The sequence below is a fragment of the Pseudomonas sp. JC1203 genome (genome assembly GCF_056175065.1).
Map to the genome: position 1 here is coordinate 25,493 of NZ_JBWCAM010000013.1, position 16,225 is coordinate 41,717.

General features: G+C 63.2%; 12 protein-coding genes. 4 read left to right on the forward strand and 8 right to left on the reverse strand.

The annotated features are described in order from the left end of the window. Window positions 1-5: 5 nt before the first annotated feature. Both AC0SZ7_RS19360 and AC0SZ7_RS19365 read left to right on the forward strand, forming a co-directional pair. Window positions 6-944 carry a helix-turn-helix domain-containing protein gene (locus tag AC0SZ7_RS19360; protein WP_475505896.1) on the forward strand — a complete coding sequence of 313 codons (939 nt, stop codon included), beginning with the start codon at window positions 6-8 and terminating at the stop codon, window positions 942-944. A 264-nt stretch (window positions 945-1,208) separates the two neighbouring features. Beyond that, on the forward strand, window positions 1,209-2,237 hold the full coding sequence (locus AC0SZ7_RS19365; RefSeq protein ID WP_475505897.1) for a hypothetical protein: 1,029 nt from the start codon (window positions 1,209-1,211) through the stop codon (window positions 2,235-2,237). A 554-nt stretch (window positions 2,238-2,791) separates the two neighbouring features. Here AC0SZ7_RS19365 and AC0SZ7_RS19370 read toward each other — a convergent pair. The 3 genes from AC0SZ7_RS19370 to AC0SZ7_RS19380 form a co-directional block, all read right to left on the reverse strand. Next, window positions 2,792-4,708, reverse strand: coding sequence for a hypothetical protein (locus AC0SZ7_RS19370; RefSeq protein WP_475505898.1), 1,917 nt, complete (start codon window positions 4,706-4,708; stop codon window positions 2,792-2,794). 127 nt (window positions 4,709-4,835) lie between these two features. Next, the gene (locus AC0SZ7_RS19375) at window positions 4,836-5,822 is read right to left on the reverse strand and encodes a DODA-type extradiol aromatic ring-opening family dioxygenase (RefSeq protein ID WP_475505899.1); all 987 of its coding nucleotides are present in this window, start codon (window positions 5,820-5,822) and stop codon (window positions 4,836-4,838) included. Between the two features lie 71 nt (window positions 5,823-5,893). Then, on the reverse strand, window positions 5,894-7,192 hold the full coding sequence (locus AC0SZ7_RS19380; protein WP_475505900.1) for an MFS transporter: 1,299 nt from the start codon (window positions 7,190-7,192) through the stop codon (window positions 5,894-5,896). A 405-nt stretch (window positions 7,193-7,597) separates the two neighbouring features. On the opposite strand from AC0SZ7_RS19380, the gene AC0SZ7_RS19385 reads away from it, so the two are divergent. Both AC0SZ7_RS19385 and AC0SZ7_RS19390 read left to right on the forward strand, forming a co-directional pair. Continuing rightward, window positions 7,598-8,404 (forward strand): glycosyltransferase, encoded by an 807-nt coding sequence (locus tag AC0SZ7_RS19385; protein ID WP_475505901.1) that lies wholly within the window; start codon window positions 7,598-7,600, stop codon window positions 8,402-8,404. Between the two features lie 125 nt (window positions 8,405-8,529). Continuing rightward, window positions 8,530-9,711 (forward strand): YncE family protein, encoded by a 1,182-nt coding sequence (locus AC0SZ7_RS19390; protein ID WP_475505902.1) that lies wholly within the window; start codon window positions 8,530-8,532, stop codon window positions 9,709-9,711. Window positions 9,712-10,421: 710 nt separating this feature from the next. Here AC0SZ7_RS19390 and AC0SZ7_RS19395 read toward each other — a convergent pair. The 5 genes from AC0SZ7_RS19395 to AC0SZ7_RS19415 form a co-directional block, all read right to left on the reverse strand. Then, window positions 10,422-11,474 (reverse strand): DUF1615 domain-containing protein, encoded by a 1,053-nt coding sequence (locus AC0SZ7_RS19395; RefSeq protein ID WP_475506055.1) that lies wholly within the window; start codon window positions 11,472-11,474, stop codon window positions 10,422-10,424. A 51-nt stretch (window positions 11,475-11,525) separates the two neighbouring features. Beyond that, complete coding sequence (locus tag AC0SZ7_RS19400; protein ID WP_475505903.1) at window positions 11,526-12,800, reverse strand: histidine-type phosphatase; 1,275 nt, start codon at window positions 12,798-12,800, stop codon at window positions 11,526-11,528. Then, the gene (locus AC0SZ7_RS19405; RefSeq protein ID WP_475505904.1) at window positions 12,790-14,919 is read right to left on the reverse strand and encodes a TonB-dependent receptor; all 2,130 of its coding nucleotides are present in this window, start codon (window positions 14,917-14,919) and stop codon (window positions 12,790-12,792) included. The genes AC0SZ7_RS19400 and AC0SZ7_RS19405 overlap by 11 nt, the downstream gene beginning before the upstream one ends. Before the next feature lie 69 nt (window positions 14,920-14,988). Continuing rightward, the gene (locus AC0SZ7_RS19410; RefSeq protein ID WP_475505905.1) at window positions 14,989-15,408 is read right to left on the reverse strand and encodes an ExbD/TolR family protein; all 420 of its coding nucleotides are present in this window, start codon (window positions 15,406-15,408) and stop codon (window positions 14,989-14,991) included. After that, window positions 15,408-16,136 (reverse strand): MotA/TolQ/ExbB proton channel family protein, encoded by a 729-nt coding sequence (locus AC0SZ7_RS19415; RefSeq protein ID WP_475505906.1) that lies wholly within the window; start codon window positions 16,134-16,136, stop codon window positions 15,408-15,410. The genes AC0SZ7_RS19410 and AC0SZ7_RS19415 overlap by 1 nt, the downstream gene beginning before the upstream one ends. Between the last annotated feature and the right edge of the window lie 89 nt (window positions 16,137-16,225).

Genomic DNA, 16,225 nt, shown 5'->3' on the forward strand with positions numbered 1-16,225 from the left:
ACGTTATGACGCACAGTTCGAAAACAAAATATCGACACGAGTCAAACACCAAAGTCACGCTTGAAACGGTACCCAAGGTGCGCTTGTATGTGGAGCGTCGCGAGGAACAGGAGCATTGGTTCGTCAACATTGGGCACGTCACCGAGCGGGGCCGCTGGCGAACCGAACCTCATGCGCATCCGGGGTACGGCCAGATCATCTTTGTGCGCAGCGGCCAGGGGGTGATGAATCTGGAAGGTTCGAGCGTGCCGTTCGAGGGGCCGTGTGTACTGTTGCTGCCCACCGAATGTGTGCATGGCCTGGATTATGAAAACGACGTGGACCGGTGGGTCGTGACCATCGAGGTGTCTTACCTGACCCAGCTCTACGCCCGCCTGCACGAGTTCATTCAGTTGTGGTCCCTGCCCCGCATGATCACGTTGCCGTCAACGACCGGCACGGCAAGCGAACTCTTTGTCCTGATCACGCGGCTGGCCCAGGAACTGGAATCCAGGCTGTTCGGTCATGTGGTGGGCGCCGAAGCGCTGTTGACCCAGATTTTCCTGCTGCTGGTTCGGCGAGCCCGCCTCGACCAGCCTGACGATGGTGGTGCCTCCCGCAATGAGACGTGCCTGGCGGAACGCTACCGGGAACTCATCGATCAGCATTACTGGCAGAACCTGCCGTTGCAGGACTACGCGTCGATGATGGGCGTGTCCGTGGCGCAACTGCGCGCGGCTTGCGTAGCTGCCACCGGGCACAGCCCGACGAAAATGATTCACGCGCGCATCATCACCGAGGCGAAACGAAATCTGATTTTTGGCGAGAAACCCATCGAACAGATAGCCTTTGGGCTGGGCTTCTCGGATGCTGCGTACTTCACCCGCTTCTTCCGCCGGGAGGTGGGTGAGGCACCCAGCCAATTCCGGCTGACTACCCGAGAACAGTCTCAACCGGCCAGATAAGCCACGTCGCACGTTTCTTCCTACCTATGAGGTATGGCGCCAGCCTGTTGCGCGGGCTGCGTGCGCCTGCCTTTCGCAGCGTCCCGCAAAAAATGCCAGCGAATCTCACTTTTGTGTAAAGGCATACGCCTGGGCACCCCATAACATCCCTCCAAGCACATAAAAGATAACCAGTGCGGTTTCATCAGTTAGTTGCGTTCGGTGCGACCGAATCAAGCGTGGAAAACAACCACGGCTGGCCGATGAACATAAGTCCAATGAAACGTGTTCTATAAAAACAACAAAATCTATACGGATGAAAACATGAAAAAAACATCTAAACCGTTGCCCAGATTATTGCTCGGCACGGCGATGCTCTGTTGCTTCAGCGAGTTGGGTCACGCGCAAGAGGTGCTTGATGCGCCCACAACTTCCGCTCCGCCGGATGCCCAAACAACCCAACAAACGCCAGCCAATTCCAACGCGCCACATGCTTTTCCAGACCTCGCAAAGTTGGACGAACAGGTCGGTAAGCCGCCGGTATCGTGGAATGACACATTTATTGGCTACCGCGTAGGCAACAACTTCCACTTCCCGGGCGTTGCCGACAAGATCAAGCAGAATATTGGTTACCTGACGACCACCGGCGGCTTCAGGTATGGCAGCTACGCGTTCAACGTTGATTACCGCGTGTCGGACTCGGCGAACCCGGAAGTTGGCGGCCCCAACAGCGGGGGTGCGCAGGAGGTGTATAGCGTCGGTCGGGTCACGGCGAGCGCCAGCAAGATCTTCGGCAAGCCGATGGGTGTTGGCGTGATTCGCGACTTCGGCCTTACGGGTGGGTATGAGTTCGGCACGAAAAACGATGCCTACGCCCAGCGCGCCCGCATGCTCGTGCTGGGTGGCACCGTCGAGTTCGCCCTGCCGCGCGGCTTCTGGAACCTGACCCTGGGTGCCCGCACCGAAAGCAACCATAACGGCATTGTCGGCGTGGACGTGGACTACGACACCGCCTGGCACGTCGAGAGTTCGTGGCTCTACCCATTCCGCCTAGGCTCGGTGCCCATGATATTCCGTGGTTTTTTCAGCAGCACCGGCCCTAAAGGCAAAGACGGGTTTGGCGTCAAGACCACGACCGAATACCTCACCCGTGCTGCGCTGTTGGCAGACGTCGGCTCATTCGCCGGCCACCCGCGGACGGTCTATGCGGGCGTCGGTTATGAATACTGGAAGAACATGTTCGGCACGCCAAGCGACGAGGCGGTCAACACCAGGACGTCGACGCCGATGTTGCAGGTTGAAGTTCATTTCTGATTGGTTGCTGCGGTAGGCGGTGTTGTGGCGCCTGTGACACGGCCTACTGGCCGCGACGTACGATTCGCGTAGCAGCTGCCGAAGGCTGCGTCCGGCGGCGGCCCTGCGTTGCTCCAGGACGCGGCCTGCGGCCGCTGCTACAGGTGCGGTATTTCCGTAGCCGCTGCCGCCAGGCTGCGCTGGCCCCTATGTGCACTGAAGATCTCCAGCGAGGATAAAGGCCTGCGCAGCCTGCGGCAGCGGCTACAGATTCGCGTAGCAGCTGCCGAAGGCTGCGTCCGGCTGTGGCCCTGCATTGCGCCAGGACGCGGCCTGGGGCCGCTGCTACGGGTGCGGTATTTCCGTAGCCGCTGCCGCCAGGCTGCGCTGGTCCCTGAGTACACTGAAGATCTCCAGCGAGGGTGAAGGCTGCGTCCGGCGGCAGCCCTGCGTTGCTCCGGGACGCGGCCTGGGGCCGCTGCTACGGGTGCGTCGCGTTGCCAGCCTTGTGTGAAGAAACAAAAAAACGCCGTGCTTTCGCACGGCGTCTTCATTACCTCCCAGCAAAAACGTGCTTACTGATTCGGCACGTACAGCGGCATCGAATCTTCCCACAATGTATCGGTAATCGCGTGCTGACGGGAGCCATCGGCATTCATCACCCAGTTTTGCCCATCAGGCTGGAACGTGTTGTCGTACAGCGCGAGTTCATCGCGAAAACCATACACACCCGAGCTATAGGCAATACGCCCGTCGTACAGCCACACGGCGTGCCCCTGGTTCGCACCCGGTGTGGTCAGGCGGGTTACGGCCGTGCCATCGGGTTTGATGGTGTACACGTCATAGTGGAACTTGTTCGGATCGGTTGGGTTGATTTCCTTGCGCGTGAAGACAATTTTGCTGCCGTCGGGCGACCAGCCCGGCAGGTTGTCGGCCTCGGTCGTCAGCACCGTCGTCTGGCGCGTGTCCACGTCCAGAATCCACAGGCCTTGAACCTTCGGGCTCCACACGCGATACACGATCTTCTTGCCGTCCGGCGAGTAGCTCGGGAAACCCGCATTGATCGAACCATCCGTAAGGATTTCCGGCTTGCCGTCCATGCTGCCATCGGCCTTGATACGCGCAATGCGACCCGGGCCCATGCCACGCGTGAAGAACCAGTCGCCAATGCCGAAGGCCACCCACTCGCGATTCGGCGACCACGTCGGCTGGAACGCCCCTGCCAGGCCCTTCTGAATCATGTCTGCAGGCAAGCCGCTGTTAGTTGGGTCGTAGATACGCTGATAACCGGTGAAATCCGGATTGAGGGTGGCAATCGACGAGCCCATGGCTTTTTCCGTGTACACCAACTTCTTGCGGTCGGCCGACAATTGCGGGAACACGTCGATATACCGGTAGTTCCACGCGGGGTCGAAACTGAACAGCGGCGTGCCATTGGGATGCGCCGGCCGCAGGGTGATCTTTTCGTAGACTACCTTGGTGCCGTCCGCTGAATAGTGCGGCGAGCGAATGCCGGTATTGACGGTGGAGCGCGACGTACCTGCGGTGGTGTAGATACCTTCGGTTTCGCCACCCTTCACGTGATAAGCGACGTTGGTCGCCGAGATATATTGCGGGAACACTTTCAGGCCTGGCGTCGACGTCAGCGCGGTGCGCGACAGCGTGGCCAGATCAACCGACTCGATTTGCGAGCTGACCTTGTTGATCAACTCCGGGCGATGCGCGCCCCAGGTGGATTCCACCGGCGTTTCATAAAACGCGACGCGTTTGCCATCGGGCGACCAGGTCGGCGAACCTTCGTCGAAGCCGGGGTTGCTGGCAATCTTCTTCCAGCCCGAGCCATCGGGGTGAATGATGTAGATGCTGCTTTCCTGCGTGCGCTCCCAACCCACCGGCAGGTTATGACCGCGCCAGTCCGAGCCGATATCGGAAGACAGTGCAATCCACTTGCCATCTGGCGACCACGTCGGGCGGAAGAAGCTGTGGGGCTTGCCCGGATCGAACGTGATGGCGCCGGTGACGTTCTTCAACGCGCCGGTCGTGATGTTCAGCGTCCAGATGTTGGTGGTGCCAAACGCGTCCTTGCCGCGACGCGACGAGACGAAGGCGATGACGTGGGGATCGGTCGGCGAAAAGACCGCCGCGTCGTCAATGGCGATGTGATCGGTGAGCCTTTTCAGCTCGGTGCCGTCGGCTTTCACGCGGTACAGATTGGCTTCGCCGAGGCCGTCACGCTCGGAGGTAAAGACGACCCACTGGCCATCCTTCGAGAAAGACGCGTGGTAATCAAAACCCGGTGTGGGCAGCAGCTTGTGCTCGTCGGTGCCGTCGGCATTCGCCACATACAGCTCGGAAGTCACCGGGCCCAGGCGGTTCAGCAATGCCGTGCCTTGCGTGACTGTCGCAGCCTGTACGCTGGATGAAATGAAAATCCAGGTGCCCCAGACGGCTGAATAAGCCATGAGCTTTTTTAGCGGGGAGTTCAGATACACAGCTAATGTCTCCGTTATTATGCTTGGCTGAGCGGTAGGTTCACCCTCCGCTCAACTGCCTCCTGCGTCGCTATCCAGACAACGCGTTGTGTGTTCCTTGCTGCGACGTCTTGCGTGCCACCCCTTCTCAGCGGTCGGGCTGCCAGTACATGAAGCCCATGCCCTCGCCCGTTCCCGCAGGCGTTCGCCAGCAGGGCACGTAATCCACCAGGGTCATCTGCGCGCCGGTCTCTTGCACGGCCTTCATCACGCTCACGTACAACTTGATCTCCGAGGTGCCCGACTGGTAGGAACGCTCGTCCACCGAGGCCAGCCCTTCGTAGTCGTACTCGGACAGCATTTTCATGATGCGCCGGTCGAACTCTTCGTCGTTGACGAAGTGCGACAGCCCGCCAGAAGCAAAGATGCCCACCCGGACGTTCTCGGGCCACGCGTTGATGGCGTCGCGCAATACCCGGCCAAACTCGATGCAGCGCGACATGGACGGCTGGGTCGGCGGGTAGAAGCAGTTCATGATGATCGGCACATGCGGCGGTGGGTTGTCCGACATGATCTGGTGGTAGACAAAACTGTAGGCATGCGGCACTACCGGGTACTCCGGCAGCGGCTTCATCCACACGTTATCGGGCCATGCAAACAGGTCGGTGAGGTCGAAGTCCTCGCCCTGGAAATACTTGATCAGATACGCCGCCAGCCCCGGGTGGCACTGGTGGGTGACAGGGTGATCGGGGGCGTAGACCGAACGCTGCGGCGGACCGTTATGCACCTCCGCGCCGCTGTAGATGGCGATGGATGGCGAGAAATCAGTGAAGATTTCCTTCTGGTCCTTGCCCAGGATAATGGCCACGTCGATGTTCGCATCGCGGTAAGCCTGCGCCATCACGTCCAGCGCCTCGCGGCAGCGGGCGGCGCGCCCGGTACGTTCCTCCAGCGTGAGGTAGGGCTCGAAAGCCGCCTCGCGGTGCGCTTCCAGTTCAGGGTAGGTCCAGGTGCGATTGCGGTACCACAGCTCGGGGTTGCTGCGATCGCGCTCGCCATTGTTCAACCAGTCCTCGGGGGCCTGCCCAAGCATGCCGCTGTGCGGCACTGCCATTCCGAATACAATTTTTGCCATGAAAATCAGTTCCCCACTTTTTTGTTCTGGCCAGCCATGGCCGCTCTTGGATTCGCCAACGATGCTGCGTGCTAGGCGCTGTGCAGCTGCCCACGTGGCTCGCTGATTTTGGGTGCCCATTCGGGGCGATACAGGACGATGGTGGCGAACGCGCCGACCAGCAGAAACGCCAGGATCACTTTCATCGGCAGGTCGTAGCTGCCACTGGACTGCAATAGCCAACCCGAAAGACCGGCCGCCACCCCGCCGGCAAGGCTTGTCGCGAGTTGCTGCACGCCAGTCACCAACCCGACCATCTGCCTGGGGATCAACGTCATGCGCGACAACACCAGGTTATTGGCCGTGGTCAAGCCCAGGCACGAGAGGGAGAAGGTGTTCCAGAACAGGGCCATGTTCTGGCTGGGCGCGTAGGCGCCGAGCAACACGGTGCAGGCAAGGGTGAAACCTGCGATCACGAAGACCTTGCGTACCCGCACCGCGTCATAGCCCCGGGCAATGATCCGGTCCGCTGCCCAGCCCGCCAGCACCGCGACCACGGCGATACCGGCGAAGCTTGCGAACGTGAACAGCCCCGAACTGGATATCGACAGGCCTCGTTGCTCGACCAGGTAGGCGGGCATCCACGTCATGCAGTAGAAAGCGAAGTAGCCATAGCAGAAGTTGGTGATCAGCCCGCCCCATATCACCGGGCTGCTCAGGATGCCGTGCAGGCTCACTGACCGCGCCTGGCCCTGGGTTTTGGACAGTTCGTCCCTGGACGGCAAGTCATTGTTGACGGTCAACAACCAGGGGACAAGCCACAGCAGGCCGACCATGCCCGTGGCGATGAACATCACTTGCCACGAATAACTCACAATCAACAACGCGGCTATCGGGGCACCAATGGCGGGGCCCAGCTTGTTGCCCATGGCCAGCAGGCCGGCAGCGAGGCCGTGGCGGCTCTCATCAAAGTTATTGCGTATCCAGCGGAAACTCGCGGGAATCACGATAGCCTCGGACGCGCCGATCAGTAGCCGCAGCGCGATCAGGCTTTCCAGTGCATGGACCACGCCCAGCAACATGGTAAAAATGCACCACGCCCCGAAGGACACTGCATAGGGCCATTTCACGCCATAGCGATCGGCCACCCAGCCCATCGGCACCTGGAACAGGCCGTATGACCAGAAGAAGGCCGAGTTGAGCCAGCCACGGTCCAGGCTGGTCAATTGGAAGTGCTGAATGAAGGCGGGATCCGCCAGCGCGGAAGAAATGCTGGTGCGGTCGACGTAGGAAATCAGGACGCCCAGCGCAAGCAGTGCAAGCACGGCCCAGCGGGATCTACTTGTCAGGATTCGCATTGTTTTTATTAACCTGTGAGCGACTGTGTCCACCCCCTGTGCGCTGTAGCACGCCTTTTGGAGGTGCCTTAGCCCGGCTTATGCAGGGCGGGATGGCTTGCATTATTTCCCGAATCGATATGCATGGCCCTACACAAAAGTCATTTTCACCGGTACTTTTTCGTCTGCCCGCGCGTCGCCCACCTCCCCGGCACCATTCGGCCCAAGGCAATTGGTGCACAGTTTGAAACATATGTTTACATATGACTTACACAACTTTCGCCCTGTCGACATTTCCTTGCCGCGCTCATAACAAAATTTTCACGCAACCCACGCGATAGTTTCATTCATTGAATGACTTCCTCTACAGGCCCCTCCCCGCCGAGGTATTCCTGCGCCGCACGACACCTATATGGCGCGCGCCAAACATAGATGCACGCGATGTATCAAGGAGACAACATGAGCATCCCAACCGATACAATTCCAGCTGGGCCGCGTTTCAGCATTGCCATGGTCAACTACAAGACCTGCGAGATGACCCGTGCCTGCCTGGAACTGCTGCGCGAGCAGCTGAAAGGCCTGGATGTGCCGGTGTGGGTGGTGGACAACAACTCCGCCGATGACAGTACCGAATACTTGCGCGGGCTGGATTGGATCAACTTGCTGGAGCGTGTACAACCCGCCGGCGAAGCTGGCCACATTGCCCACGGCAGGGCCCTGGACTTGATTCTGGAGCGCATCGACACTGATTATATTCTGCTTATGCATACTGACACTTTTATATACAAACCCGAAGTATTCAGTTTAATGCTTGATATGATTGGTAAAAATTCCAATACCGCAGCAGTGGGCTGTTTCGAACAAATTGACCGTGGCCTGGTGCGCACGGCATGGCGCTTCAGTTCGCGCTATTGCAAACATCAATACCGCCGCGCAGCACGAGCGCTGGGCCTGTCGGCCCGTGAGCCCAAGCCCTGGAAGGAAACCCACCTCAAGAGCTTCTGCACCCTGTGGAATGCGAAAGCCATGAAGCACCGCGGCCTGCACTTCTGCATGGACGACCGGGTGCCGGGCTACACCTTGCAGGACCGCATGGTGGCTTCGGGTTTCTCCATCGCCACCCTCTCCGCGCGCCGTCTGTTCAAATACCTCGACCACATCCAGTCCGGCACCGTGGCCGCCCGCGGCACCTATGGCAAGGGCCACCGCCGCACGCGCATGTATGACCATGCCCTGGCACGCCTGCACAAGGCGGTCGGCGCCTGATTTAAATCAGGCCGACTTTTTCTCGACTGGGGCGGGCATCAATTTCACCCGTCCCGGGGCAACGGCTGCGCTATAGTGTCGCACTTTCCCAGCCTGCCCTTTTCGAGGATGTCCCTGTGGCCTCAATGCTCACTTTGCGCGCCATGTTGAAACCGGTTTCAGTTCTAGCCCTGTCGCTGCTCGCTGCCCAGTCGGTGAGTGCCGCCGACTGGGTGGTATCGTCCAACGACGGCAAGTACCAGCGGGTGCAAGGCCGCGACACCTACCCCGACAGCGTCAAGCCCGACACCCTGACAGTGCTGGACGCCAGCGTATTCCCGCCCAAGGTAAACCAGACAGTGGAAGTCGAAAACGGCATCCAGGGCCCACCCCAGGCCGCAGCCATCAGCCCCGATGGCAGCCTGGCGCTGGTGGCCGCGCCCACGCGCTACGACCACGCTGCCAAGCAACTGCAGATGGACACCTTCCTGCAAGTAGTGGACCTGGCCGCCAAGCCGGCCAACGTCAGCAAGATTGAACTGGGCAGCCACCCGCAGGCCGTGGCCTTCGACCGCAGCGGCAAATGGGCGGTGGTCACCTGCGTGGACGGCGGCGTGCGCCCGCTGCGCATCGATGGCCACCAGGTGACCGTGCTCGACAGCATCGCCGTGGGCAGCAAGCGCCTGGCCGGCGCGGCCTTCACCCACGACGGCCAGCATGTGCTGGTATCGCTGCGCGATGAACAAGGCGTGGCGGTGTTGAACCTGGTGGACGGCAAGTGGGCCGACAGTGGCGACCGCATCAGCACCGGCGTGGCGCCGTACACCATCGATGTGTCCAGCGACGGCCATTGGGCGGTGGTCAGCAATGTCGGCCTGGCCGGCCTGCCCAACTACAAGGGGCGCCTGGCGGGTGATGAAGACAGCGTGACCCTGGTCGACGTGTCGAAGGTGCCGTTCCGCGCAGTGCAGCACATCAACGTGCCGTCGCTGCCTGAAGGCGTGGCGATTTCCCCTGACGGCAAATGGATCGTGGCGCAGTCCATCGACGGCTCCAACCTGACCCCGGACAACCCCGGCGTACGTGCCCATGGCCGGGTGACGCTGTTTGCCCTGCGCAACGGCAAGGCGGAAAAGGTCAATGACGTGGCCGACGGCAACTCGTCCCAGGGCGTGGTGTTCAGCGCCGACAGCAAGCATGTGATCGTGCAGTTCAACGTCGAACACCAGTTGGGCCTGTACAGCATAGAAAACGGCAAGCTGGTGGACAGCAAGCAGCGCATCGAACTGAGCGGCGGGCCATCGTCGCTGCGCAGCGCCCCGCGCTGACCCCACCTTCACACTCCCCGTAGCAGCGGCCGCAGGCCGCGTCCTTTCAGCCACACCGCGGTGGCATTGGACGCAGCCTGCGGCAGCTGCTACGGGGTGGCCAACCTCCCACCTTACGGTCCCCCGCGCGTCTGCGTAGCAGCGGCCGTAGGCCGCGTCCTTTCAGCTACACCGCGGTGGCATTGGACGCAGCCTGCGGCAGCTGCTACGGGGGTGGCCAATCCCCACTTTACGGTCCCCCCCCGCGTCTGCGTAGCAGCGGCCGCAGGCCGCGTCCTGTCAGCCACAATGCGGTGGTGCCGGACGCAGCCTGCGGCAGCTGCTACGGGGGGTGGCCAATCTCCCACCTTACGGTCCCCCGCGCGTCTGCGTAGCAGCGGCCGCAGGCCGCGTCCTGTCAGCCACACTGCGGTGGTGCCGGACGCAGCATGCGGCAGCTGCTACGGGGGGTGGCCAATCTCCCACCTTACGTTCGCCCGCACGTCGGCGTAGCAGCAACTGTCTTTGTGGGAGCTGGCTTGCCACCGAGCGTTTATGGCCCCAACAGCTCGCTGGCAAGCCAGCTCCCACAGGATGTAGCAGCAACTGCCTTGAAACGGCGTCGTCTCCATCGCGATCGACGAGGTACACGGAGTCCCGCAGGCCGCGTCCTGTCAGCCACACCGCGGTGGTGCCGGACGCAGCCTGCGGCAGCTGCTACGGGGGGGTGGTTAATCGCGTGCCACGCAGCGGGCGCGGCGTTCGTCCACGCGGCGGGCGAACCAGGCGGTGGTGAGGTGGCGGGTGATCTTCGGGCTTTCCAGGGTAATGCCCGGCAGAATCGCCCGTGGCACCGGCTTGCCGGCCACCTGGTCGGCCAGCTCGAATACCCGCTGGTACACCCGCGTGTCCTCGAATTCCAGCTGCTCGCCCTTGTCCAGCGCGCTGCGAATGGCGCTGTCGCTCATGCCCAGGCGCTTGCCCAGCGAGCGCACCGCAAGCTCGGTGGCCCCGGCGCTGAGCGAGCCGTAATCGATCAGGTCGCCGTCCAGCGCCAGGCGCGCTTTCACCAGGCGGTTCAACGCCGCCTGGAACGCCGCGTTGCGGCTGGCGTAGTGGCCCGCGTTGAAGTCGGCGAAGCGGTACAACGGCTCGGGGTAATGCACCGGGTAACCCAACAAGTGCGCGGTGCCGAAATACACCCCGCCACGGCGGCTGAATACCTCGCGCCGCACCGTGCCCTGTAGCGGGTACGGGTAGCCGCGCGCGTTGCGTTCGGCAAAGTCGACGCTGACCTGCATAGGCCCTGCAGTGTGCACCGGGTTGAACGTGCCGAACAGTTGCCGCCCCAACGGCACCATGCCGATGAAATCGTCGAACACATCACTCAGCTCGCGCTCCGAACGCACGCTGGCAATACGCTGGGCGTAGGTCTTGCCGGTGGGGGATTTGATCGCCAGCGCCGCGTCCACCAGGAAGCCCGGCACATGAAGACGCGCCGCGCGCCGGTCGATCTCGGCGCGGGCGATGCCACCCAGGCCGGGCACTTGCGGGTCGGCCTGGAAGTTGGATTCCTGCTCGATGACGGCGATCACCGAACACAGGTTCTGCGTGCTGGGTTCCAGCGCCTGGGCTTGGAACGCCGTCTGAATGTCCGCCGCCCAGGCCTGACGCTGGCTGGCCGAAGGCGGCAGCAGGCGCGCGACCTTGGCGCGCACCTGCTCGGGGGTGAGGCTGGGCTGCTGCAACTGATGGCTACAGGCGGCCAGCGCCAGCAACCCCATCAGCAGTAAAACGTGTTTCAGCTGGCTCAATCCTCACCTCGGTTTCAGGGTTTATTCATCAGCATAGGCCTGCGGCTCGGTGGCGGTGGTGTCGATACGCGCGCCCATGGCCTGTTCGAACTGCGCCAGCGGCATCAGCGCCTTGCCGTCCGGGCCGCTGAACTGCACCCGGTACGGCGCGTCGTGGCTCAAGCCACGCAACTGGTCGAGGCTCTGCGCCAGGTACGCAAGGCTCACGTAGCGTTGGCCGTCGCGCGGGTCCAGCCAGCGTTCGAACAGTAGCGTGCCGCCGGGCGCCGCATCGTTTTGCGGGTACTCGGCAATCTTCCAGTCGAAGCCCAGCAGCGTGCGCAACTGCGCGATATTGCTGTCATGCCCCACGTACGCCAACCACGACGCCGGTGGCGGGCCACCGGCCACCGGCTGGTCGGCCTGCGCCAGCGCCAGCAGCACCTGGTGCAGCAATTGCGAGGCGCCGCGCCTGGCAATGTACGGCAGGTGCTGAGTCAGAGCGTATTTGGCACTGCGCAGTTCCATCAACCCCGCCACTTGCGCCGCATTGCTGGCGTGACCGAACGCCACCTGGGGCAGCGGCATGCCTTCGGCGTATTCCATGCGAATGGTCTCGGCCATGGCCGCGCCCACGCTCAGCGGGCCGCTGAGCTTCACCGCACTGCCCTTCTCTTTCAGGCCCCAGGCCTGCTCGCTCAGCCCACAGGCTTTGCCCTTGGCGCAACTGGCCGGCACGCCCACCACTTGCTGCATGCGCATCAGCGCCGCGCTGTAACGGCCGTGCGCGGCCTGCGGGCTGCCGCCCATGGCGGCGAGCATGGCCTGCTCGGCCTGCTGGCGGTCCAGCGCACCCAGGCCATTTTCACTGGCATGGAACAGCCGGTCCTGGCTGGCGCGGCCGTGGTGCACCGGCACCTGGCAGCCGGGGAACATGCCGTCCAGCAGCGCCTCGCCAGTGGCGCGGGTGCGCGCCGCCGGGCTGGCCAGCAGGTACACCTGGCCAGCGCCGGGGCAGCCGTCGGCGGCCAGCAGGCCCTTGCCCTTCAGGTAGCTGCGTTGCCACTGGCCCAGCAGCACCGTGGCGGCGCGGCCATGCTCGGTGAGTTGGCCATCGGCCACCGCGAACCTCGGCCAGGGTTTGGCGGACGCTGCGTTCAGCGCCGCCGTGTCGGTGGCCGGGCGGATGCCGTGGCGCATCACCAGCACTACTTTGTCCAGGCGCAGGCCGCGGGTGTCCAGGGTATCGGCGTGGGCCAAGGTGCTGGCGGCAAGCGCCAGGGCCAGGCCCAACAGGCGCATCGGTTTAGAAGTCATAACGGGCATTCACGCTCAGGGTCCGTGGCGAACCGGGTTGCAGGTAGTTTTCCTGGTACCAGGTCCAGTATTTCTTGTTGGCAAGGTTGGTGACGTTGGCACCGAAGGTCAGCGCGTGGCCGCCCGCCAGCTTCATGCGGTAGCCACCGCCGGCGTCGAACAGGTTGTAGGCGTCCAGGGTGTTGACGTTGCCCGAGTCCACCGCCATGGGGCCAATGCGCTGGGCACCGGCGCGCACGAACAGGCCGGGTACCGCGCCAATGCGGTAGGTAGCCTGGGCGGCGGCCTGGTAGTGGGCGGCGCCGGCGGCGCGGTTGCCGTCCACATCGCCTGCGTCCATGTACTCGGAGTCCAGGGACATGATGCTGCCTTCCAGCGTCAGGCTGTCGATGGGGTCGACGCTGGCGTTCAGCTCCAGGCCCTGGTAGCGAATGGTGCCGCTCTGCACGTATTCGTTGAGGCTGTTGGTGTACTCGGCGCCGCGGTCGATGCGGAAGGCGGCGGCGGTGGCACTCCAGTTGCGGCGCTGCACCTTCATGCCGATTTCATACTGCTTGCTGCGCAGCGGGCCCAGGGTGCTGTCTTCGTTGACCGTGCCGGTGGGCGCGGTGCCGCCCGCTTCCAGCGACTCGACGTAGCTGACATAGGCGGTCAGGTCCTTGATGGGCTTGTACATCAACGCCACGGTTGGGGTGGCCGGGCGCGCCTTGTAGCGCACCGCGTCGCTGGTGGCCGAGTCGTGGGTTTCCTCGCGGAAGGTTTCGTTGCGCAGGCCCACCAGCAACGACCACTGCTCGCCCAGGCCGATGGTGTCGCTGGCGAAGACCGCGCTCTCCTTGATCTGGTCGTCGCCGTAGGTGCCGCCGCTGTAGTCGATGTCGTAGACCGAGAAAATCGTCGGGTCGTAGAGGTTGCCCTTGCCCACGGTGGTCTTCGGCGTGTTCACCGATTTGCGCGAATCAAGCTCGGAATAGCTGCTGCCCAGCACCACGTCATGGCTGAACCAGCCGGTGTCGAACTTGCCCTCCAGGGTGCCCATGGCATCGTTGTATTCATAGCCGTGGTATTCGGAAGTGACCTTGTCGGAGTAGTTGCCGCTGTTGCTGCTGATCTGGTACTGGTCCTTCACGTAGCGGCGGTCCGAATCGCTATAGCGGTACGCCAGCTTGCCCTGCCAGTTGGGGTTGAACTGGTAGGTGGCCGACAGCGTCGACAGGCTGTAGTCGACATCGGTGTAGGAGCCGTTGCTGTACAGGCGCTTGCTGCCGTCGATGGCCTTGGGCAACGAGTACGAGGGGCTGACCACAATGTCGGTGCCGCCCGAGGTGGTGCGTTGCTGGTACAGGGTGTCGAAATTGATGGTCAGGTCATCGGTCAGCTTGGCATCCAATGCCAGGCCCACCGCCGTGCGGTTCACCGCCGAGCCGCCGCTGGCCGCGTCGCCCTCCTCGTGCACCAGGTTCAGGCGGTAGCCGAAGCGCGGGTCGTCCAGGCGCCCGCCCACGTCCACGTGTTCCTTGTAGACGTTGTCGGACTGGTAGCCGGCATCGACGCTGAAAATGGTCTTGTCGGTAGGCCGCTTGGTCACGTAGTTGACGATACCGCCGGGGCTGCCGAAGCCGTACATGAAGCCCGACAGGCCCTTGAGCACCTCGACGCTGTCGAACATCTCCAGCGGCATTTCCACGCCGCGGTTGATGTTGGCCATGCCGTCCACCTTGTAGCCGTTCAGGTCATCCAGGGGCAGGCCACGCACGGCCAGGGTGGCCGGGTGCGTGCCGTAGCTGGAGCTGATGGAGGTCACCGAGGCGTCGTACTTCACCGCCTCGGAGAGGATGCCGGCCTGGCGCTGCTGGATCTCTTCGCTGCTGACGCTCTTGAGCGAGAACGGTGTGTCGATGGCCGCCTTGCTGCCCAGGGCGCCGCTGGACATCTGCTTGTGCAGGTCGGGCTTCTTCGCCTTGGCAGCCTTGACGGTGACCTGGGGCAAGGTCGCCAGCACGCTGTCGTCAATGACCGGGGCCGGGTCGGCCGCCCAGATCGACGGGGCCAGGGCGAAGGCGGCAAGGCCGGCGCCCGTGCGCAGGGACAACAGGTAAAACGGGTGGTTGCGACGCATGACGGTACCGAAAAATGAGCGCACGAAGCCGCCTGCCCGGGTGTGGGCAGGGGCGATCGCAGCGGTGGGTTAAGGGGTGACGGCCTGGGTGACGAAGCCGATTTTTTCCAGGCCGCCCGACTGCGCGGCCGCCATCACTTGCACGACTTTCTCGTAGGGCGTGTCACGCTGGGCGCGCAGGTGCAGTTCGGGCACCGGCTGGCGCGCGGCGGCTTCGGCGATCAACGCCGGCAGCTCGCTGTCGCTGATGTCGCGGTCGTCCCAGTGCAGGTGGCCGCTGTTGTCCAGGGCCAGGTCCACCGCCACCGGCGGCTTGTTGTCCTGCTGGGCGGCAGCGTGCGGCAGGTCGATCTTGACGCTGTGCTGGATGGCCGGCACGGTGATGATGAAAATCACCAGCAGCACCAGCATCACGTCCACCAGCGGCGTGGTGTTGATTTCCGGGTTGAAGCTGTCGTCTTCCAGTTCGTCCTGCAGTCCGCCAGCCATCACACGTACTCCGCGCGGGCCCGGGGCATGGCCCGCTGTGGCGACTGGCCCTGGGGCGTGGCGCGGGCGCCGATCACCAGCAGATCATGCAGCTCGAAGGCAAACTTGCCCAGCTCGCCCAGGGTCTGTTTGTTGGTGCGCACCAGCAGGTTGTAGGCCAGGGTGGCGGGGATGGCCACGGCCAGGCCCAGGGCGGTCATGATCAGCGTTTCGCCCACGGGGCCGGCCACTTTGTCGATGCTGGCATCGCCGGTCAGGCCGATCTTCATCAGCGCGTGGTAAATACCCCACACGGTGCCCAGCAGGCCCACGAACGGTGCGCTGGAGCCCACGGTGGCGAGAATCGCCATGCCGCCCTGCAAACGCGCACCTACGCCAAGCGTGGCCTGGCGCAGCGCGCGGCTCAGCCAGTCGCTGAAGGCCGGCGGGTTCATGCCGCTGTCCAGCGCCTCGCGGTGCTGGGTGGCGGCGCTGACACCGGCGTGGGTCAGCGCTGCGTAGGAGGCTTCGCCGCTCAGCTGGCGCAGGCCGTCGCTGAGGGTCGGCGCGGCCCAGAAGGCGGCCAGCAGGCGCGGCGTGCGCAACCGCGACAGGGCCAGGCGCACCAGCTTGTCGGCAATCACGTACCAGGACGCCAGCGACATGGCCAGCAGCATCAACGCCACGCCACGGGTGACGGCGTCGGCCTGCCCCCACAGCATGTCCAGCCCTAACGAAGTGTTTTCCATGGTCTTGCTCTCCAGGTCATCAATTGGATAAAACGCGCCCGAGCGCCGTCCTGGCAGGACCGCCAACGGGGTGAAATTCAGAGTTGAAA